The 19,945-nt window shown below is 39.4% G+C and carries 20 protein-coding genes; 14 read left to right on the plus strand and 6 right to left on the minus strand.

All coding sequences use genetic code 11. The features are described from left to right. The first annotated feature begins 184 nt into the window (after window positions 1–184). From ACIQCO_RS11340 to ACIQCO_RS11350, 3 genes are all read left to right on the plus strand, one after another. On the plus strand, window positions 185–3,853 hold the full coding sequence (locus ACIQCO_RS11340) for a dynamin family protein (protein WP_400428532.1): 3,669 nt from the start codon (window positions 185–187) through the stop codon (window positions 3,851–3,853). Window positions 3,854–3,867: 14 nt separating this feature from the next. Further along, window positions 3,868–4,695 carry a sulfurtransferase gene (locus ACIQCO_RS11345; RefSeq protein WP_400428534.1) on the plus strand — a complete coding sequence of 276 codons (828 nt, stop codon included), beginning with the start codon at window positions 3,868–3,870 and terminating at the stop codon, window positions 4,693–4,695. Window positions 4,696–4,767: 72 nt separating this feature from the next. Next, entirely contained in the window at window positions 4,768–5,661 is an 894-nt protein-coding gene (locus tag ACIQCO_RS11350) for a 5'-3' exonuclease (RefSeq protein WP_400428535.1), read from the plus strand. Window positions 5,662–5,707: 46 nt separating this feature from the next. Here ACIQCO_RS11350 and sspL read toward each other — a convergent pair whose 3' ends face one another. Next, a complete protein-coding gene (gene sspL, locus ACIQCO_RS11355) occupies window positions 5,708–5,845 on the minus strand; it encodes a small, acid-soluble spore protein L (protein ID WP_024027109.1) in 138 nt (45 codons plus the stop codon). Between the two features lie 86 nt (window positions 5,846–5,931). On the opposite strand from sspL, the gene ACIQCO_RS11360 reads away from it, so the two are divergent. Beyond that, window positions 5,932–6,423, plus strand: coding sequence for a divergent PAP2 family protein (locus tag ACIQCO_RS11360; protein ID WP_400428537.1), 492 nt, complete (start codon window positions 5,932–5,934; stop codon window positions 6,421–6,423). A gap of 41 nt (window positions 6,424–6,464) precedes the next feature. Beyond that, window positions 6,465–6,734 carry a DUF6123 family protein gene (locus ACIQCO_RS11365; RefSeq protein ID WP_066089105.1) on the plus strand — a complete coding sequence of 90 codons (270 nt, stop codon included), beginning with the start codon at window positions 6,465–6,467 and terminating at the stop codon, window positions 6,732–6,734. Between the two features lie 43 nt (window positions 6,735–6,777). Here ACIQCO_RS11365 and ACIQCO_RS11370 read toward each other — a convergent pair whose 3' ends face one another. Further along, complete coding sequence (locus ACIQCO_RS11370) at window positions 6,778–7,698, minus strand: DMT family transporter (protein ID WP_400428540.1); 921 nt, start codon at window positions 7,696–7,698, stop codon at window positions 6,778–6,780. Further along, on the minus strand, window positions 7,695–8,114 hold the full coding sequence (locus tag ACIQCO_RS11375) for a reverse transcriptase-like protein (protein ID WP_400428542.1): 420 nt from the start codon (window positions 8,112–8,114) through the stop codon (window positions 7,695–7,697). Before ACIQCO_RS11375 ends, ACIQCO_RS11370 begins: the two co-directional genes overlap by 4 nt. A 145-nt stretch (window positions 8,115–8,259) precedes the next feature. On the opposite strand from ACIQCO_RS11375, the gene ACIQCO_RS11380 reads away from it, so the two are divergent. Both ACIQCO_RS11380 and ACIQCO_RS11385 read left to right on the plus strand, forming a co-directional pair. Next, the gene (locus ACIQCO_RS11380) at window positions 8,260–8,916 is read left to right on the plus strand and encodes a reverse transcriptase-like protein (protein ID WP_400428544.1); all 657 of its coding nucleotides are present in this window, start codon (window positions 8,260–8,262) and stop codon (window positions 8,914–8,916) included. 21 nt (window positions 8,917–8,937) lie between these two features. Continuing rightward, window positions 8,938–9,123, plus strand: a complete 186-nt coding sequence (locus ACIQCO_RS11385) for a zinc-finger domain-containing protein (protein WP_400428546.1) — start codon at window positions 8,938–8,940, stop codon at window positions 9,121–9,123. A 49-nt stretch (window positions 9,124–9,172) separates the two neighbouring features. On the opposite strand, the gene cspD is transcribed toward ACIQCO_RS11385, so the two are convergent. Next, window positions 9,173–9,373 (minus strand): cold-shock protein CspD, encoded by a 201-nt coding sequence (gene cspD / locus ACIQCO_RS11390; protein WP_066089093.1) that lies wholly within the window; start codon window positions 9,371–9,373, stop codon window positions 9,173–9,175. Between the two features lie 251 nt (window positions 9,374–9,624). Between cspD and ACIQCO_RS11395 the strand changes: the two genes are divergently transcribed. Beyond that, window positions 9,625–11,802: a DNA topoisomerase III gene (locus ACIQCO_RS11395; RefSeq protein WP_400428548.1), complete on the plus strand. Its 2,178-nt coding sequence runs from the start codon at window positions 9,625–9,627 to the stop codon at window positions 11,800–11,802. A gap of 122 nt (window positions 11,803–11,924) precedes the next feature. Beyond that, window positions 11,925–12,353 carry a transcriptional regulator MntR gene (gene mntR / locus ACIQCO_RS11400; protein ID WP_066089087.1) on the plus strand — a complete coding sequence of 143 codons (429 nt, stop codon included), beginning with the start codon at window positions 11,925–11,927 and terminating at the stop codon, window positions 12,351–12,353. Between the two features lie 38 nt (window positions 12,354–12,391). Here the strand turns inward: mntR and ACIQCO_RS11405 are convergent, their stop codons facing one another. Then, window positions 12,392–12,604 carry a DUF3892 domain-containing protein gene (locus ACIQCO_RS11405; protein ID WP_400428550.1) on the minus strand — a complete coding sequence of 71 codons (213 nt, stop codon included), beginning with the start codon at window positions 12,602–12,604 and terminating at the stop codon, window positions 12,392–12,394. Between the two features lie 101 nt (window positions 12,605–12,705). After that, window positions 12,706–13,620, minus strand: coding sequence for a homoserine O-acetyltransferase MetA (gene metA / locus ACIQCO_RS11410; protein ID WP_400428552.1), 915 nt, complete (start codon window positions 13,618–13,620; stop codon window positions 12,706–12,708). A gap of 237 nt (window positions 13,621–13,857) precedes the next feature. Here metA and ACIQCO_RS11415 point away from each other — a divergent pair, with 237 nt between their 5' ends. The 5 genes from ACIQCO_RS11415 to ACIQCO_RS11435 all read left to right on the plus strand — a co-directional run bounded on the left by ACIQCO_RS11415 (window position 13,858) and on the right by ACIQCO_RS11435 (window position 19,854). After that, entirely contained in the window at window positions 13,858–15,540 is a 1,683-nt protein-coding gene (locus ACIQCO_RS11415; protein ID WP_400428890.1) for a formate--tetrahydrofolate ligase, read from the plus strand. A 14-nt stretch (window positions 15,541–15,554) separates the two neighbouring features. Next, window positions 15,555–16,082 carry a hypothetical protein gene (locus ACIQCO_RS11420; protein WP_400428553.1) on the plus strand — a complete coding sequence of 176 codons (528 nt, stop codon included), beginning with the start codon at window positions 15,555–15,557 and terminating at the stop codon, window positions 16,080–16,082. A gap of 120 nt (window positions 16,083–16,202) precedes the next feature. Further along, window positions 16,203–17,048 (plus strand): DegV family protein, encoded by an 846-nt coding sequence (locus ACIQCO_RS11425; RefSeq protein WP_400428555.1) that lies wholly within the window; start codon window positions 16,203–16,205, stop codon window positions 17,046–17,048. Between the two features lie 269 nt (window positions 17,049–17,317). Next, complete coding sequence (locus ACIQCO_RS11430) at window positions 17,318–17,968, plus strand: HD domain-containing protein (protein ID WP_400428557.1); 651 nt, start codon at window positions 17,318–17,320, stop codon at window positions 17,966–17,968. Next, window positions 17,965–19,854, plus strand: coding sequence for an ABC-F family ATP-binding cassette domain-containing protein (locus ACIQCO_RS11435; protein WP_400428559.1), 1,890 nt, complete (start codon window positions 17,965–17,967; stop codon window positions 19,852–19,854). Before ACIQCO_RS11430 ends, ACIQCO_RS11435 begins: the two co-directional genes overlap by 4 nt. Window positions 19,855–19,945 lie beyond the last annotated feature (91 nt).

Consider the following 19,945-nt stretch of genomic DNA (forward strand, 5'->3'; position numbering starts at 1 on the left):
ACACTGTAATATAAATTGAACCGCCGTATACGGAACCGTACGTACGGTGGTGTGAGAGGGGCGAAAATAATTAATTATTTTCCCTCTACTCGATTAAAAATAAAAGCTGTGTCAAGATAGGAAAAGTTTGAATTATCGTATAAAATAAAAATTATTACTACGTTGTTAAGGGGAATAAATAAAAATGGTGCAAACAGCCAATCAGAATGAAACGATAAAAACACTAAAACATAAAATCGTTTCAATATATGACTATTTAATCGAGAATCAAAATACAGAGCAGGCCGAAAAGGTCAAACAGCTCGCAAGAAAGTTAGACAATAAAGAATTCCTGATTGCCTTCTGCGGTCATTTTTCCGCGGGAAAATCAACAATGATTAATCAAGTAGTTGGTGAAAATTTACTGCCATCAAGCCCGATTCCGACTAGTGCAAATCTAGTGAAAGTAAAATCCGGTGAGGATTACGCCAAAGTGTTTTTTAAACATGAAAAACCGAGGCTATATTTAGCACCCTATGATTATGAATTAGTTAAAAATTATTGCAAAGACGGTGACCAAATTGAAGAAGTAGAGATTAGCCATAGCGATTCACATTTACCGGCTAATACAGTGATTATGGATACACCGGGTATTGATTCTGCTGATGATGCCCACCGGGTCGCAACGGAATCTGCCATCCATCTTGCTGATTTGATTTTTTATGTAATGGACTATAACCACGTTCAAGCAGAGTTGAACTTTTTATTTACAAAGGAATTGACGGAGGCAGGGAAAGAAGTTTATTTGGTTATCAATCAAATTGATAAACATAAGGATGAGGAATTAAGTTTTTCTGACTTTCAAACCAGTGTTGTCGATTCGTTTGCCTCATGGGGTGTAAAGCCGGCAAGGATTTTTTATACTTCATTAAAGCATAAAGACCATCCATGTAATGAACTTAACGAGCTTCAAGGATTTATTGCGGAAAAGTTGGCTGCCAAAGACCAATTGTTAATTCCGTCTATTTATCATTCATTAAGAAAAATTACCCAAGACCATCTTAACGAGAAAAATAGGCAGGAAGAAGAAAGGCTGGGCCCAATCCTTGAACTTCTAAATGAATTATCTGAGCAAGAAAAACAAGGATTATCCATCAACTATCAAAATATCATGGCCAATCTTCAAGCTATAAACGAAGGAACTTCAGGGAAAGAAAAGGAATTTGACGCTGAAATTGCTCAAATTATGAAAAATGCCTATCTCCTGCCGTTTCAGACCAGGGCATTAGCAGAAAGCTTTTTGGAAAGCTGTCAGCCCGAATTTAAAATAGGCTTCCTGTTTTCCAAACAAAAAACCCAAGAGGAGAAGGAAAAGCGCTTAGACAGTTTTTATCAAGATCTGCTTGAAAAAACAAGGTCACAGCTGGAGTGGCATTTGCGTGAATATCTCCTTCGAACCATAAAGGAATCGGGACTGGACCAAGCTGATCTGACTAGCATAGCCCAATCCTTTTCCATCAGCGTTCCGGTTGATGTCTTAACAAATACAGTGAAACCGGGTGCTCGTGTCACCGGTGACTATGTTCTTCATTACACAGAGGATGTTGCCAATGAAATTAAAAGGATCGCAAGGAATCAACTTTCCGAATTTAAAGAGCATTTTATCGCCGCCTTAAAAGACCAGTCGACAATCGTAAAGGACAAGTACGAAAAGGAATTTAGCAAAATCGAGAGATATGTAAAGGCATTTGCAGCGTTAGAAAAGCATGAACAAACGATATTTTTAAGAGAAAAGACAATTGATGACCTGCTTATGCAATCAGAAAGCTTCCAGGAAGATGTGTATCAGCTTTTTGCGCAAGAGGATGAGGAATTTGAGGTCATCCAATTCCAAGGAAAAGCTGACTCTTTAGAAAAGAAAACTGACAATATGGATAAACCACTTGAAGCAGCTGTCCTTGTTGAAAATTCGAGGCATCAATTCCAGCCTGAAAAGAATCATTTGAAACACACAACGGAGAAGCTTCAACATGCTTCAAAATTAATAAAAGACCTCCCAGGTTTTCAAAAGCTTGCAATAGAATTAGTGGATAAAGCAGAAAGATTGGAAAACAAGGGGTTTACTGTCGCATTATTTGGAGCCTTTAGTGCCGGAAAGTCTTCGTTTGCCAATGCGCTGATGGGAGAAAAAGTACTGCCTGTATCACCCAATCCAACTACAGCCGCTATCAATAAAATTAAGCCGGTTTCTGCCAAACATCCGCATGGAACCGTTCTAGTGAAGTTTAAGGAATTAAATACTATGCTTGATGATGTCAATCGTTCCTTAAAGGTTTTTGATTTACATGCCAGCGACTTCACAGAGGCTGTAAAGATCAGCGGCCAGATTCTGCTTGAAAAGGGGCAAGAAGGTGTTTTCGAGAAAACACATTATGCCTTTTTGCAGGCATTTAGCAAAGGCTCTGCCTCCTTTGTTCCATCCTTAGGGACAGTCAAGGAAACAAATTTAAGCGAATTTCACGAATTTGTTGCAATGGAGGAAAAATCATGCTTTGTTGAATGGATTGAACTTTATTATGATTGTGAGTTAACAAGAAAAGGAATCACGCTAGTTGACACCCCTGGAGCAGATTCCATTAACGCCCGTCATACCGGCGTTGCCTTTGATTATATTAAAAACTCAGATGCAATCCTTTTTGTCACCTATTACAATCATGCTTTTTCAAAAGCAGACCGCGAATTTTTAATTCAGCTCGGCCGTGTGAAGGATTCATTTCAAATGGATAAAATGTTCTTCCTTATCAATGCAATTGACCTTGCTGAAAATGATGCCGAGAAGGAAACAGTCGTAGAATATGTCGAAGAGCAGCTGCTGAAATATGGGATCCGTAACCCGCATCTTTATTCGTTGTCAAGCATGCTTGCCCTAAAAGAAAAGACGACTCCAAATCTGAATGCCAATTCTGGTATAGATGCGTTTGAACAGGCCTTTTATCAGTTCATTTCCAATGATTTAACGGAGATGACCATTTTAGCAGCTGAAAAGGAATTGACCCGTGTTCGAGAATTACTAAACAAACTGATTCAAAGCTCAAGTGAAAATATGGTCATGAAAGAGCAAAAACGAACGGAGATTGAAAAGCAAAAGGCAGAACTTTCTTACGTTTTTGAAAAGCAAACCGCAGATGCCCTCCTTGGGCGAATGAACCAGGAGGCAGAAGAACTAATCTATTACATTAAGCAAAGAGTATTCTTACGTTTTGGCGATTTTTTTAAAGAGGCGTTTAATCCATCAGCCCTAAGGGATGACGGTCGTAATTTGAAAAAGGCTCTCCAGACTGCACTAGACGAATTCCTAGAAAGTTTTGGCTTTGATTTTGCGCAGGAGATGCGGGCAACAACCGTTAGAATCGACAGGTTTGTTGAAAAGCAGTTGGCTGATTATCAATCAGTTCTTATGCGCAAACTTCTTGAAATCAACCAGGACCTTTCTTTTTCCACATTTGAAAAAAGGAAGGGAGAAGAGATTGATTTCCCAATTGCCTTTAAAGATGTCAATCAGCAGGTGTTTACGAAATCTTTGTCATATTTTAAAAATCCAAAGTCTTTTTTTGAAAAAAATGATAAACAAAATATGAGCGATGAACTTGTGAGCGTCCTGCAGCCACTTGCTGATGATTATTTACAGCATGAAGCAGGTCGTTTGAATCGTCATTACGCTAACGAATTGTTAAACGAATTCAATCGTTTAGTAAAGCAAATGAATGAGCAGGCAGATGATTTTTATTTAAGTTTACTTTCTGCCTTAGATGGCGGGGTTTCACTCGAACTTTTAATTGATATACAACAAAAGCTTACGGTAGAAATCAAATAAAGGGGGGGATTTAGATGAAATATGTTAAAAACAAGGAATGGTTATTGAAAAATTTGAATGAAACGAATGTAAGAATTGTCGATTGCCGATTTTCCTTGGCTGCTCCTAAAAAAAAGCATGTAGACTATCGAGAAGGCCATATTCCTGGGGCTTCCTATTTCGATTTAGAACAAGATTTGTCAGGTTCTGTTAGTGACCACGGAGGCCGACACCCGTTGCCGGATTTAGCAGAATTAGTAACGAAACTAGAGATTGCAGGCATTAGTAATCACACAACAGTCATCGCCTATGATGACGGAGAGGGTGCATTTGCCGCCCGGTTTTGGTGGCTCCTTCAGTATCTTGGGCATGGGGATGTGTATGTGCTTGATGAAGGGTTTAATGGGTGGCTAAAAGGAAATTATCCACTGACAACAGACATACCTGTCTTTGAAAAGGGCAAATTCCATCCAAACTTGAATGCTGAATTAATCGCCTCCACAGAAGAAGTAAAGGCATTCGTCAAAAATCAGCCTGAAGACATCATTTTAATCGATTCACGAGAAGAAAAACGATATCTTGGATTGGAAGAACCAATTGATAAGAAAGCAGGGCATATCCCAGGTGCGATTAATAAGCCATGGATGGAAGGTTTAAGAAGTGGACAATATATTCCAGCAGCGGAACAAAAACAAAGGTTTTCGAATGTAAATCCTGGTAAGGAGATTATTGTTTACTGCGGCTCGGGAGTAACCGCCACACCCAATTTCCTCGCTTTAAAGGAAGCGGGATTTGAAAAGGTAAAGCTTTATGTTGGCAGCTTTAGCGATTGGATTTCCTACGACGAAAATAAAATCGAATAAATTTTCGGGTCATCGTATGTTATAATGGAACTCGTGTTGTTTTTTAGAACATTAAAAATAGGGGGCTGAAAATTGGAAAATCAAAAACCTTCACTTATGCTTGTTGATGGAATGGCCCTGTTATTCCGTGCATTTTATGCCACGGCTGTATCAGGACAATTTATGATAAATTCAAAAGGAATTCCAACTAATGGAATCCATGGCTTTGTTAAGCATTTATTTACAGCGGTATCTTCATTTAAACCGACACATCTCGCTGTTTGCTGGGATATGGGCAGCAAAACGTTCCGTACCGAGTTATTTTCTGATTATAAAGGCAATCGCGGCGAGGCACCAGTCGAGCTCATCCCGCAATTTGATTTAGTAAAAGAGGTAGTCGACTCGTTTGATATCCCAAATATTGGGTTGGCTGGTTTTGAAGCAGATGATTGTATTGGCACAATCGCCAAGCAAACAAAGGATTATGCGCATGTGTCGATTTTAACTGGTGACCAAGATATCCTGCAGCTCCTTGATGATAATATTTCCGTTATTTTATTGAAAAAAGGCTATGGGAATTACCTTGTACACACACCCGAAACCTTTTTTGAAGAAAAAGGAATAACTCCAAGGCAGATGATTGATTTAAAAGCCTTGATGGGGGATCCTAGCGATAATTATCCTGGAGTAAAGGGGATTGGCGAAAAGACGGCGCTAAAGCTTTTACAGGAATATGAACATGTTGAAGGGATTATCTCCAACTTAGATCGATTATCAAAATCAAATAAGTCTAAAATTGAGCGAGATTTAGAAATGCTTCATTTATCTAGAATACTCGCCGAAATAAAATGTGACGTTCCGGTTAGCTGCGCATTAGAAGAGGCTGGACTACGCATTGAAAGAGAAAAAGCGGTAAATAAATTATTGGAAATTGAGCTTCGCGGCCTGCAGCGGCTGCTGCCGTTTGATGAAGCTATTATATCCTAAGGTAAAGGTTGTCTCGTATTCGGGACAACCTTTTACTATCGGTTAATTACTTTGTGTTTTTCTTCTTCGCTGCATTCTCGAGCTTGCTTTTTGGTTCCTCAGCAAATTCAGCGTCTTGCCCATACCCTTGTGGAGTTACCCCTGGTGCTTTCACACCGCGGTTTCTTTGGCTTTTGTTGGTCATAAACGTGTCACCTCCCCTAACAACTAGCATTTCCATTAGGAATAATAAAACACGAGATTTCGAACAATAATTGTAGAGGTGATATGATGAACAAAGGTGTTTATTTAGCGCTGATCAGCATTGTGCTTGCTCAAGGATTAAAAATCCCCATCCATTATCTAAAAAAGAAAGAATGGCGCCCGGAATTGTTCTTTGGAACAGGCGGTATGCCTAGCTCACATTCAGCAGGTGTTTCTACCCTTACCACATATATTGCCTTAAGAAGAGGACTGTCCACTGTTGACTTTGCTCTCTCGCTTATCTACGGACTCATTGTCATGTATGATGCACAAGGCATCCGCAGGCAAACAGGAGAACTCACATTAAAGGTCAACTCGATGAACGATTTAATTGAAAAAGTCCAAAAGGAAGAAAGCCTTGAATTTAAACAGAATGACGCGAAAAAGTTAAAAGAAATGTTAGGACATCAACCCGAAGAAGTGGCAGGGGGAGCTTTATTTGGAGCATTGATTGGTGTTATTGGCCATCTATGTACAAAAAAGGATAGGAAATTTAGGGATTTTAAGGTAAGATTTTAAAGGGATGTTTCAAGTATGATGGGAGAGGGATGGTAAAGTAAGTGAGGTCAGTAGAGGATTATTTGCACTTTTTGGAAGGAAAGGGCTTTCAATTAGATGAGGATGCAATCGGTTTTATTTACTTTGGGAAACACTACACTAATGCTTCCGATGAAATGATCAATACAGCGATTGAACTGACATTAAAGGCGCAAAAACGCTTTGATGGCAGTTTTTATGTCGCATTACTCGAAACGCTAATTTCGAACAAGATCAGCACAAGGAAAGATGCAATAAAGTTTGTAACGGAAAAGGAATTACTGGCGATTTAACCAAAACAAAAAACTCCCTTCGTGATAAAGGGAGTTTTCTTTATTAGCTTTCAAAACCCTTATTTTTTCGAAATAAAGTGAGTTTATTTGGCGGCAGCTCCGCACATATCATCCCCATAAAAATAAGGATACAGCCAAAAAGGGCACTGTAAGATAAACGATCCTGGGCCCAAAAATAACCCGTAATCGCGGCGAAAACCGGCTCCATCGCAAAAATTAACGCTACCCTAGTAGCAGAGGTATATTTTTGGAAATTGGTTTGGATAAAAAATGCAATCGCTGTAGCAAAGATACTAGTGATAAATAAAGCAATAATCACATCTTGTGAAAGTAAAATTTCTGCTTTAAAAGCTGTTTTCCAATTCTCAAAAAGAAAAGAGGAAAGAATCGATAATAGGGCAACGGTTGAAATTTGGATGGCCGTTAATAAAAGGGTTGGGTACTTACTGCTAAATTTCCCTGTTAATATGATGTGCAGTGCAAAACTAATCGCGCAAATAAACACAAACCCATCGCCGGTATTTAAGGACGTTACGTCTGTCATAGTCAGGAAAAAAAGACCTGCTGTTGCGATTAGTACGCCAAATAGCGCATTCTTACTTGGGTATTGTTTCAGTAAAAACAGTGAAAATAAAGGGACTAAGACGACACTTAAACCGGTGATAAATCCAGCCTTAGAACTAGTCGTATACAAAAGGCCAATGGTTTGTGTCACATAGCCAAGAAACAGCCAAAAACCTAGAATCACACCTGAGGCCATTATCTTGAGATTCAATTGTTTTAGCTGTTTCTTTTCAAAAATGAGCAGGCAAAGAATAAGTAAAATAGCGGCAATTAAAAAGCGGATGCCATTAAAAGCAAAAGGCGGGAGAAAATCAATCGCATTTTGGACCAACACAAAAGTGGAACCCCAGATTAATGTAACAAGAAGTAAACTTATATCAGCGAATAAAGGTCTTTTCATGATGACTTATTTGGCTCCTCGCTTGAATTTTTTTGAATGGCAAGTCTTGCTAATTCATCAGCAGTCTTGTTTTCCGCACTTGGGATCCATTTCAAGAAAAACAGCTCAATCTTGGCTGCTAAATGTAAGGCTTCCTCAAGTAACGGGGCATATAATTTGTTTTTGACGAATTCTTTTTCAACAGATTTACTGACTAATTCCGAATCGGTCCGAAAAGAAACGACCGAATTGACATAGCCCTTTTCAAGGCAAATTTTCAGTCCGTTTATAAAAGCATGAAATTCCGCCTCGTGGTTTGACATAATTCCAAGCGGAATCGAATATTTTTCAACAGTGCCGTTTGCCTTAATAAAGATCCCCGCACCACTTCGTCCGGGATTACCTGCACTTGCTCCGTCAATGTACACCTCGATCAATTTTGTTTCCTCCATGTTTGTATTAATAAAAGTTTATCATATATAAAGTAGTGCAGGAAAATATTTTTTCTCTTGCCTAAGTGGGCATGATAGAAAAGAATATATTTAAGAATATATAGAAATCATTCATGAAAGGCTGAAACCAATGAAATATAGGCTTGAGTGGAATCATAAATTAAAAAATAATCAAAAGGTTCAATTTTCATCTGAATGGGTATCGGGTGAAACAGCTATTCAAATAGGGGAGGAACTGGAGGGATCAGGAAAAGCAGTCGATTTATATTTTTATGATGAAAAAGGGACGTCTTGGATTTTAAAGGAAATGAAAAAGCTGTTAACCGAAATCGAGGATGACCCTCATGAAATTACCGTTTACTTTGACGGGGGGTTTTTAAAAGAAACGAATCAGGCAGGGCTTGGCGTTGTCCTGTTTTATAAGCAAGGAAAGAAGAAATACCGCATCCGTGCGAATGAACGTTTTGATGAAATGGACACGAACAATGAAGCTGAATATGCTGCCTTTTATTACGCATTAAATATTCTAGAAGATTTGGGTGTCCATCACCTATCATGTGAATTTAAGGGCGATTCTCAGGTAGTTCTAAAGCAGCTTGAAGGGGATTGGCCGTGTTATGAAGAAACGCTTAATCGCTGGCTTGACCGCATTGAGGAAAAAATGAAAACACTTGGGCTTGTTGCTAAATATACTGTTATTTCAAGAAAAGAAAATAAAGAAGCAGATAAACTGGCAACCCTGGCCTTAGAAGGGAAAGAAATCTTTGCCAAAACATTAATTCTTTGAAATATGGGGTGTTCGGAAATAGTGAAGAATTCAGTCAGAAAAGAGCTGCTTATTCAAGTTGAAAGCCTTATGAATCAATATTGTGATGGATGCTTTCTCCATCAACAGTTAAAAAAAGAAGGCGGACGGAGATTGGCACACCGTTTTTGTATTTCTCAATGCACTGTCGGGGAAAAGCTTCAAAGATATGGTGAAAAGCTGACATAAAAAAGCTGACAATTTCTGTCAGCCTTTGATTGGTTATGATCATTTAGGATTATAGTTTTACTACGTTAGCAGCTTGTGGTCCGCGGTTTCCTTCAACGATTTCGAAAGAAACTTCTTGGCCTTCTTCTAATGATTTGAAGCCGTCGCCTTGGATTGCACTGAAATGTACGAATACATCGCCGCCGCCCTCAACTTCAATAAAACCAAAACCTTTTTCATTATTAAACCATTTTACTTTACCGTTTTGCATGTACTTCTTCCTCCTAAGCCTTTCAAGACACTAATGTTAGTGCCAAAGATAAATATTATCATGTAGTAAATAAATTAATTATTCGCTTACATGATGCTTTAAATATACAATAATGGATTTAGGCAGTCAAGGAGTGCAAACGGTTTTTTTGCTAAATTATCAATTTTCTTGTAATAGTATTTTCACTTTACGGATATTGGACAAAATGGGAAAATGGATTCGGGGAAGTATATAAAAGAGGAGCAATTGGTATGAAATTAATTATTGCCGAAAAGCCGGACCAGGGTTCGACGCTAGCTTCAATTTTTAAACATAAAAAACAAAATGGTTTCATTGAAATTTTTCCAAATGACGTTTTTCTTAAGGGGGCATATGTAACCTGGGCCATTGGTCATATCTGTCAATTAGTCTCACCGGAAAAATACCAATCGGGCTGGAAGAAATGGACATTAGATAATCTGCCCATCATCCCAGAACACTTCGAGTATGAAGTAACAAGAGATAAAGCGAAACAATTTGCGGTCATCAAAAAATTGGTTTCCAACCCAGAAGTTACAGAAATTATTCATGCGGGGGACGCCGGCCGTGAAGGTGAGCTCATTATCCGAAATATTCTTAGGTTAACAAAATGCCGAAAGCCGATGAAAAGACTATGGATCTCCTCGTTAACAGCCAATGCCATCCGGGAAGGATTTAAAAAGCTGTTAGACGAGCAAGAGACGAGGAGCTTGTATTTTGAAGCTTATACGCGTGCATGTGCTGACTGGGTAGTTGGCATGAATGCGTCACGCCTGTATAGTTTATTGCTGCAAAAACAAGGATTTTCCGATGTTTTTTCAGTTGGAAGGGTACAGACACCTACTTTAGCGCTTATTGTAAAAAGAGAACTAGAAATTGAGAATTTTAAGTCAGAGCCGTTTTGGGAGGTCCTTGCTCATTTTTTAATCAATGGTAAAAAATATAGCGGGAAATGGCAGAATGACGGGGAATCTCGTGTGAAAACAAAAGAGTTAGCAGAGAAAATAGCTGCATTTTGCCGGGAAAAGCCTGCTGAGGTCAGCGAGGTTCTTTCAGAGAGAAAGGAATTTTTTCCACCGTTATTATATAATCTATCAGCCTTACAAGCAGAAGCAAATAAACGCTTTAAATTCTCGCCGAAAAAAACGCTGGATGTCCTGCAGAAGCTATATCAAAAAGGAAACGTCTCCTACCCGCGTTCGGACTCACGCTATGTAACAAAGGAAGAAGCGGATACATTCCCGGAGATTTTAAACAAATTAAGTCAGATTAAAGATTATCAAAACTTCTTTCCGTTGCCATTTGCGCAGGTTGCGGATAACAAACGATATGTAAATGAAAAAAAAGTGACCGACCACTATGCGATTATCCCAACTGAACAAATTCCAAATGTTGAAAGACTAAGCCCTGACGAGCGAATCATTTATGATTTGGTGGTAACTAGTTTAATAGCCGCTCATTACAATAAGGCGATTGCCGAATATACAACCGTTACTACATTAGTTGATGGACGAGCTGCATTTATCTCAAAAGGTAAGGTGCAAATCGAAGAAGGCTGGAGAAAGGTACTAATTTCAAAGGACCGGGAAGATGAACCGGCGCTACCTTTGCTGACAAAAGGGGAGCAAGGGCAGACGGAAAAGGTAGAGGTCAAAGAAAGTCAGACACAGCCGCCAAAGCGCTATACCGAGGGTCAGCTGATAACGTTAATGAAAACAGCAGGCAAGCATATTGATGATAAAGAGCTCGAGAAAATATTGACAAGGACTGAAGGACTGGGAACTGAGGCAACAAGGGCAGGTATTATCACGATGCTGAAGGACCGTTTATACATTGATGTCAGGAAAAATTTAGTGTATGCGACAGCAAAGGCAAAGATATTGATTGGGGCGATTGGTCAAGAAATTCTTGCTTCACCAGAAATGACCGCCAAGTGGGAGCAGAAATTGAAAGAAATATCTGAGGGGTCTGCCGCACCAAAGCAATTCATGGAGCAAACCCAAAAGATGGTTATCCATTTAATTTCGTCAAGTATTGGTCAAGCCTCGAATTGGTCTTTTTCGGAAGATGTTCGCGAAAATTTTGCTCCCAGCAGGCAAAAAACAAAGAGACAGTCTTATTCGAAACTGGGACCATGTAAAAAATGCGACGGGTCAATCGTCGACAAAGGGAGCTTCTATGGTTGTTCCAATTACCAAAAGAATCAATGTAATTTCACGATTTCAAAAAAAATTCTTGGGAAAAGTATTACCCAGAAAAATTTAAAACTCCTTCTCACTGAAGGCAAAACAGAGGTAATTGAAGGATTTACAAACAAGGACAAAACCTTTAATGCAAGGCTTTTTCTTGATGAACAGGAACTGAGAGTCAGATTTTTATTTGCGGAGGAGCAGCGAAATAATTCCAGGTAAGATATGTTCACAGTGATAAACAGCCTTGTCACTCCATTTTTTCTATAGTAAACTTTGTATGGATATGGAGCGGAGCGCCGCAAAATTGGTTTTAAGTGATGAAGGACAATGGAGGGTACGGGATGCCAACACCAAGTATGGAAGATTATATCGAACAAATATATATTTTGATTGAAGAAAAAGGATACGCAAGGGTGTCGGATATTGCCGAAGCCCTGTCAGTACATCCCTCCTCAGTAACGAAAATGGTTCAAAAACTGGATAAAGATGAATATTTAGTATATGAGAAATATCGCGGACTTGTGTTAACATCTAAAGGTAAAAAGATTGGCAAGCGCCTAGTCTTTAGACATGATTTGTTAGAGCAGTTTTTAAAAATTATCGGTGTAAAAGATGAAAATATTTATCATGATGTAGAAGGCATTGAGCACCATTTAAGCTGGGATTCCATTGATCGTATTGGTGACCTTGTTCAGTTTTTTGAAGAAGACGAGAGCCGGATTGAAGAATTGAAAGAAATTCAAAAACAAAACGAACAGGAACAAGTATAGAAATCAAAAAGAAGCACCTAGCGGAATGCTAGGTGTTTTTAAAATAAATTCGGATAATGGTCAAAGGATTGGCCGGATTCTGGCAATAAGGATAGATTCCCATCTGAATTCTCGATGGACTGGACACCTTGGATGCAGCCATTTTCTGCCTCTTCTAATGCCTTCCGATAAGAAATGATCCGACCTTCAGACGTGACAAAGCTGATGATTTCCCCAAAATGGTTCCGATGAAGACCTGCGATAGTTTCCATTTGAAATCCCCCTTTTCTCTTTTATTATTCCTTTATTGTATTAGGAATAAACAAAAAGGGAAGAAAAACAAAAAAAACAAGCATCGGAGAGGTTCCGATACTTATTTTTCCCCCCAAGAATAGGGTGTTTCCTGATATACATAATAATTGAGCCAGTTGGAAAAGAACAAGTGGCCGTGGGACCGCCAGCGATTAATTGGCGGCTGTGCTGGATCGTTATTTGGAAAGTAATTTTCCGGCATATGAATCTCCAAGCCTTTATTCAAATCTCTTTCATATTCCTGTGCGAGTGAATCGGATTCATATTCCAAATGCCCGGTTATCATTACATGTTTTCGATTTCGAGAAGCAATTAATAATGCACCAGCATCCTCTGAAGCGGCCAATAATTTTAATTCCGGGTTATTCAAGATCGCTTCAATTGATACATCAGTATAGCGGGAATGGGGAGCGAAAAAATGATCGTCAAAACCGCGCAGTAAAAAATCATTTTGATCGAAAATTTGGTGCGCATAAATACCGGAACATTTTCGCTTCAGCTCATATTTACCTATTTCGTAATGATAGTAAAGCGAAGCCTGTGCTCCCCAGCAAATATGTAATGTTGAGGTTACGTTTTTATTGGTCCACTCCATAATTTCTGTTAATTCGGTCCAATATTTTACTTGATCAAAATCAAGGAGCTCAATTGGAGCGCCAGTAATAATCATCCCATCAAATTTCTGATTTTTGACGGTTGAGAACGTAGTGTAGAACTGCTCTAGATGTTGTTTACTAGTATGGGTAGATTCGTAGGAATCGGTTTTCAAAAACTTGATATTTACCTGCAAGGGTGTATTTCCTAATAATCTTAATAGCTGTGTCTCTGCCTTTTCCTTTTCAGGCATTAAATTCAAAATAAGGATATTTAAAGGCCGAATGTCCTGGCTAACCGCTCGTTCATCGTCCATGATAAATATATTTTCCTGCTCAAGAATCTCCCGTGCTGGTAAAAGTTTTGGAATGTTAATTGGCAAGTGATCATCCCCCTCTTCTTTTGTGTAATTTTAAAATGCTACATCCATTAATATAATGCCATGCAGATTAAAGTCAATGAATATTATAAAAATTCGATATTTACATTATAAACATTATTATTAAATCAGCAAAGATAATAATTTGTTCATATTTATTTATCGGATTGGAAGCGCTTATTTGGTACAATGAAGTGGTAGTTTAATTTAAAATGTTGAATGTGGGGGATTAATGTGGCTATGAAAACATCTGTGAAGTCAGACATTGAAATTGCACAAGAATCAACGATGAAACCAATTGTGGAAATTGCCGAAAAAATTGGTTTAGTAGAGGATGACCTCGAGCTTTTTGGAAAATATAAGGCAAAACTTTCTAATGAAGCACTAGCTAAAATCAAAACGAAGGAAAGCGGAAAAATCATTCTTGTCACCTCGATAAATCCCACACCTGCTGGTGAGGGGAAATCGACTGTAACAGTGGGGCTAGCGGATGCTTTCACTCGTATCGGGAAAAAGGCAATGATTGCAATGCGTGAACCTTCATTAGGCCCAACTATGGGAATTAAAGGGGGAGCGACAGGAGGCGGTTATTCACAGGTCCTGCCAATGGAAGATATAAACCTGCATTTTACCGGGGATCTTCATGCGATTACGACTGCCAATAATGCGCTCGCAGCCTTAATTGATAATCATCTTCAGCAAGGAAATGAACTGAATATCGATCAACGGCGAATCGTCTGGAAACGGGCAGTTGATTTAAATGATCGTGCCTTAAGAAAAGTGATTATCGGACTTGGCGGTCCGCTTCAAGGTGTTCCAAGGGAAGATGGCTTTGATATCACCGTGGCATCAGAAATTATGGCGGTCTTATGTTTAGCAACAGATTTAAAGGATTTGAAATTACGATTATCACGAATGGTTGTTGCCTACAATGCTAACAAGCAACCCGTTACCGTCGGTGATCTGGGTGTCGAAGGGGCATTAACACTATTGTTAAAGGACGCGGTTAAACCAAACCTCGTTCAAACGATTGAACATACACCGGCACTTATTCACGGCGGTCCATTTGCCAATATTGCACATGGCTGCAACAGTGTAATTGCAACAACCGCAGCAGCTAAGCTTGCTGACTTTGTCATCACTGAAGGCGGCTTTGGCGCCGATTTAGGGGCAGAGAAGTTTTTACATATTAAAGCTAGGAGCGCCGGGATTAAACCGGAAGCAGTTGTCGTCGTTGCGACCATTCGGGCTTTAAAAATGCATGGCGGCGTTCCAAAAACAGAATTGGCAAAAGAAAATATTGCCTCATTGACACTTGGATTTGCCAACCTGCAAAAACATATCGAAACCATTAAAAGCTTTGGACTTCCAGTAGTTGTTGCGATTAACAAGTTTATTACAGATACAGATTTAGAAGTTCAAACATTATTGGAATGGTGTCAAAGAGAAAATGTTGCGGTTGCTTTAACCGAAGTTTGGGAAAAAGGCGGAGCAGGCGGCATTAAACTTGCTAACGAGCTATTAGCCGTCATTGAAAAAGAAGAAAATAAGTTCCATCCGTTATATGACTTATCTGATTCGATTGAACAAAAGGTTAGAACGATTGTTCAAAAGGTATACGGCGGCAAGGATGTGGAGTTTTCTGCGAAAGCGAAAAAACAACTAATTGATTTTGAAAAGTTCGGCTGGTCCAATTTAGCTGTCTGTATGGCAAAATCACAATATTCCTTATCCGATGACCCAACAAAGCTTGGCAGACCAACAGATTTCATCGTGACGGTCAGAGAGTTTAAACCGTCGATTGGAGCAGGATTTATTGTGGCATTAACAGGCGAGGTCATGACAATGCCTGGCCTGCCTAAAAAGCCAGCAGCCCTAAATATGGATGTCGATGAAAACGGGAATGCGGTTGGACTTTTCTAAAGGAGAAATATGATATGTTTGATCCAACAGCCTTTGATAATATGAAGGTGGTTATTGAAGGTGCACTTTATGATCTGGATAGCAGCGGTGACATCGTCATTACCGATCGAAATGATCTAATCAATATGGCGAAAATGTCGCGTCAATTTAACGTATCTTTTCAATTACCCAACAGTTCGATCACAGCCGTCATCGAGATGAAATCGATGCTTGTTAATTTGGCAGCGGAGCTAATACCAAACCCTCTATCAGGACAGCTTGCAGGATGTCATGTGAAATTGCAATTTTTCCTTGAACATCGTGGTAAGAAATTAGATTATCATGCACTTGAAGCTATCCTCTTGAATTTGTGGGGAGCAACTAGAAAAATAACAATGGCTGTGCAATATGATCCCTTGGAAAATGAAAAAAAGTTTTCGAATGTCATTACAGTGGAATTTGATCGACTGATTAGTGAAGACCAATTGGATGATTTGGTGGAAATGACAGAGGTTATGACTACCACCTTAGAGCAATTAGAACATTTTTATTATGAGAAATAACCTAGTGTAGAGCCGGCTTATAAATCGGCTCTATTTTTTCAGGTCATATATTTACAATATTGAAAATTATGGTTACTATTAGCAGTAGGTACCAATATTGAAAAAAGGGGGAGAGTGCCGGTGGTTAAAACCGCTTGGGTTACGGATAGTACAGCATTTTTAGACGAGGAATTGAAAAATCATCCTGATATATATACGATACCATTAACAATCTTACTTGATGGTGAGGAATTTTCCGATGGGATTGATCTAACTCCCGCCCAGTTATTTGAACGATTAAAGCATCTAAAAAATCCGCCAAAAACCTCGCAGCCATCTGTAGGAGCCTTTCAAACATTATATAATCAACTTTCAAAAGAATACGACCAAGTGGCAGCCGTCCTTTTATCAGAAAAATTAAGTGGAACGGTATCCTCAAGCGAACAAGCTGCGAAGCTTGTCGAGATTCCAGTCACCACCTTTAATTCTAAAATCTTGACCTATCCAATGTCTGCTTTACTAAAAAAGGGATTGGAATTACAAGGGGCCGGTTATAGTTTAGAGTCGATCATGAAAGAACTTGAAACAATCAGGGACACAAATGAGACTTATGTTCTTGTTGGCAGCTTAGAGCAGCTTCACCGGGGCGGCAGAATGTCAGGATTGCAATTCTTTCTAGGCAGCATGCTGAACGTAAAACCTATTATATCGATTGTCGACGGAGCTCTGACTGTGAAAGAAAAGGTGAGAAGCGAGAAAAAGGCTAAAGAAAAAATCCTTGATTACTTCAGGACATCCTACGAAAAGTATCAATTAAAAGAAGTATATATCCTGTACGGGTTACATGAAGCACCTGCGGCTTTATTGAAAGCAGAACTCGAAGGACAATTTCCAGAGTTGAAAGTGATTTGCTGTCCATTAGGGGCGGTCATTGGCGTGCACGCAGGAGAAAACACCCTTGGAATTAGCTGGCATAATGGCTTGTAATAACAAACCAAACTAATATAGCGTTCCACGCCACCATTTACTATGGAAACTTTTTCAGAGAATCATTCCTGCCAATAAAGGCGGTGTGAGCAGAGCTAGGGTTAACTTTATTCATTGTCTATAATGTATATTACTAGCTAAACTTGTCTAGTTTAATTTGCTATTGCGGCGCTCCGCCCCTTTTCCATAAAAGTAACCTCAAGTATTCGGGGTTATTTTTTGTTTGTTATTCATGCTAAAATAGCATGGATGAAGGTAGGTGTACGATAATGAAAAATCAACTCATAGAAAAAACAGAAGAATATGTTCGAAACGAACTTGGTGAAGATGCCACGGGGCATGACTGGTTCCATGTTGACCGTGTTCGGCGTCATGCCTTATATATTTGCAGGGAAGAAAGGAAAGGAGATCCATTTATCGTCGAAATGGCGGCGCTCCTCCATGATATACCTGATGAAAAATTGAACGAAAGTGCTGAAAAAGGCAGAGCGAAATTGGATTCTTTCTTTCAAACAATCGAATTAGCAGACGGAATCAAAAGTCATATCCTCCAAATTATCGAATCGATTTCATATAAAGGCGGTAGAAAAAGTGCTCTTGAATCTGTTGAGGCGAAAATTGTACAGGATGCTGACCGTTTAGATGCGATTGGGGCAATTGGAATTGCCAGGGCATTTGCTTATGGCGGGAAAAAAGGACAGCTCATTTACGACCCGAATATCAAGATCAGAGAAGAAATGAGCATGGAAGAATATCGAAATGGTAAATCCACAAGCATCCATCATTTCTATGAAAAACTGCTAAAATTGAAAGAATTACTGAATACTGAAGCAGCCAAAAAAATGGCGGAGAGCCGCCAGCAGATGATGCTGGACTTTTTAGAACAATTTTACCAAGAATGGGATGGACAAGAATCATGAAAATGCTAACAGTGGAAAATGTTTCGAAAACGTACGGGGAGAAACTGCTATTTAACGATATTTCCTTTACGATTAGCGAAAAAGAGCGTGTCGGTTTAATCGGAATCAATGGCACCGGAAAATCCTCGCTATTAAAAATCATTGCTGGCTTGGACACTCCTGATGACGGTAAAATTACCGCTGCCAAGGACTATTCCATCGCCTTTTTGGATCAGCAGCCAGAGTTGGATTCCGGGAAAACGGTTCTTGAACAAGTCTTCCATGGTGAAGCGCCGATTTTAAAGCTGATGCGTGAATATGAAAAAACGTTATTGGAGCTAAATAGGAATCCGAATGCGGAAAAGGTTCAGGATGAACTTTTTCAATTACAAAAACAAATGGATGCCCTTAATGGCTGGGATGTAAGCACAAATGCCCAGTCGATTTTAACGAAATTAGGAATTGAAGATTTTACAAAAAAAATCGGCGAGCTTTCCGGCGGGCAAAAAAAGCGGGTTGCCCTTGCGCAAGTATTAATTGCCGAGCCTGATTTACTCATCTTAGACGAGCCGACAAACCATCTTGACTTTGATTCCGTTAAGTGGCTCGAAGATTACTTAAGCAGGTATAGCGGCTCGATTTTATTGGTTACCCATGACCGCTACTTTTTGGACCGGGTTGCTAATCGAATGTTTGAATTAGATGGCGGTAATCTTTACAGCTACAAAGGAAATTATGCGGCATTTATTGAGGCGAAAGCGATTCGTGAGGAAAATGAGGCTGCCACCTTTGAAAAAAGAAAAAATCTGTTCAGACGGGAACTTGAATGGATGAGACGTGGTGCTAAAGCGAGAACAACAAAGCAAAAGGCGCGGATTCAACGTTTCGATGAATTAGATGAAAAGCTTTCAAATGGGAAGCCGGCTAATGAAAAACTGGATATTTCATTAAATGGGAGCAGGCTAGGCAAGCAGGTTTTTGAATTGAAGAATGCTTCGAAACAGTACGGCGAGAAAACCATCTTACATCACTTTGATTTACTCGTTAAACCGGGGGATCGGGTTGGAATTATCGGCCGCAATGGAACTGGGAAATCGACCTTGTTAAATATTCTTGCGAAAAAGATTTCACTTGATGACGGTGAATACATCATGGGACAAACGGTGAAGATTGCATATTATACGCAGGAAAGCGAAGACATGGATGAAAACATGAGAATGATTGAATACATTAAAGAAACGGCAGAGATTGTTGAAACCTCCGATGGGAAAACCATTTCGGCCGCACAAATGCTGGAACGTTTTCTTTTTCCATCGTTTACACATGGCACACCCATACGTAAGCTTTCAGGCGGTGAAAAACGCCGGCTATACCTATTAAAGCTTTTGATGACGGCACCAAACGTCCTCCTGCTGGACGAGCCAACTAATGATTTGGATACACAAACCTTGACCGTTCTTGAGGATTATCTTGAAGAATTTCCCGGAGTCGTGATCACGGTTTCCCATGATCGCTATTTCCTCGATAAAGTAGCGGAACAGCTCCTTGTTTTACTTGGTGAAGGAGTCATTCATTCTTTCTATGGAAACTACACAGAATATCTTGATAAAGAAATGGCGGCAGAACGGCAAAAACCAGTAACCGTTTCAAGTCAGCCATCGAAAGCGCCAGAAAAAGAAAAGAAGAAAAAAATGACTTTTAAGGAGAAAAAAGAGTGGAGTGAAATTGACGAGATTATTGCAAAAACAGAAGCGCGGCTTGAAGAAATAGCAACTGAAATAGGAAATACGGGCAGTGATTTCACGAAAGCACAAGATTTGATGAAACAAGAATCGGAGTTGAATGAAACGCTCGAACATTTAATTGAACGATGGTCTTATCTAGCTGAACTGGCTGAAAATGAGTAGAGGAGTAACAGTTCGACACCGAGCATCCCTAATGAATGTACGCTTGCCATTGTGTTAAACTTGAGGGAGAAATTAAAAGAATTAGGTGATT

It is taken from the genome of Neobacillus sp. NPDC093127 (assembly GCF_044754175.1).
Taxonomy (GTDB): Bacteria; Bacillota; Bacilli; order Bacillales; family Cytobacillaceae; genus Neobacillus.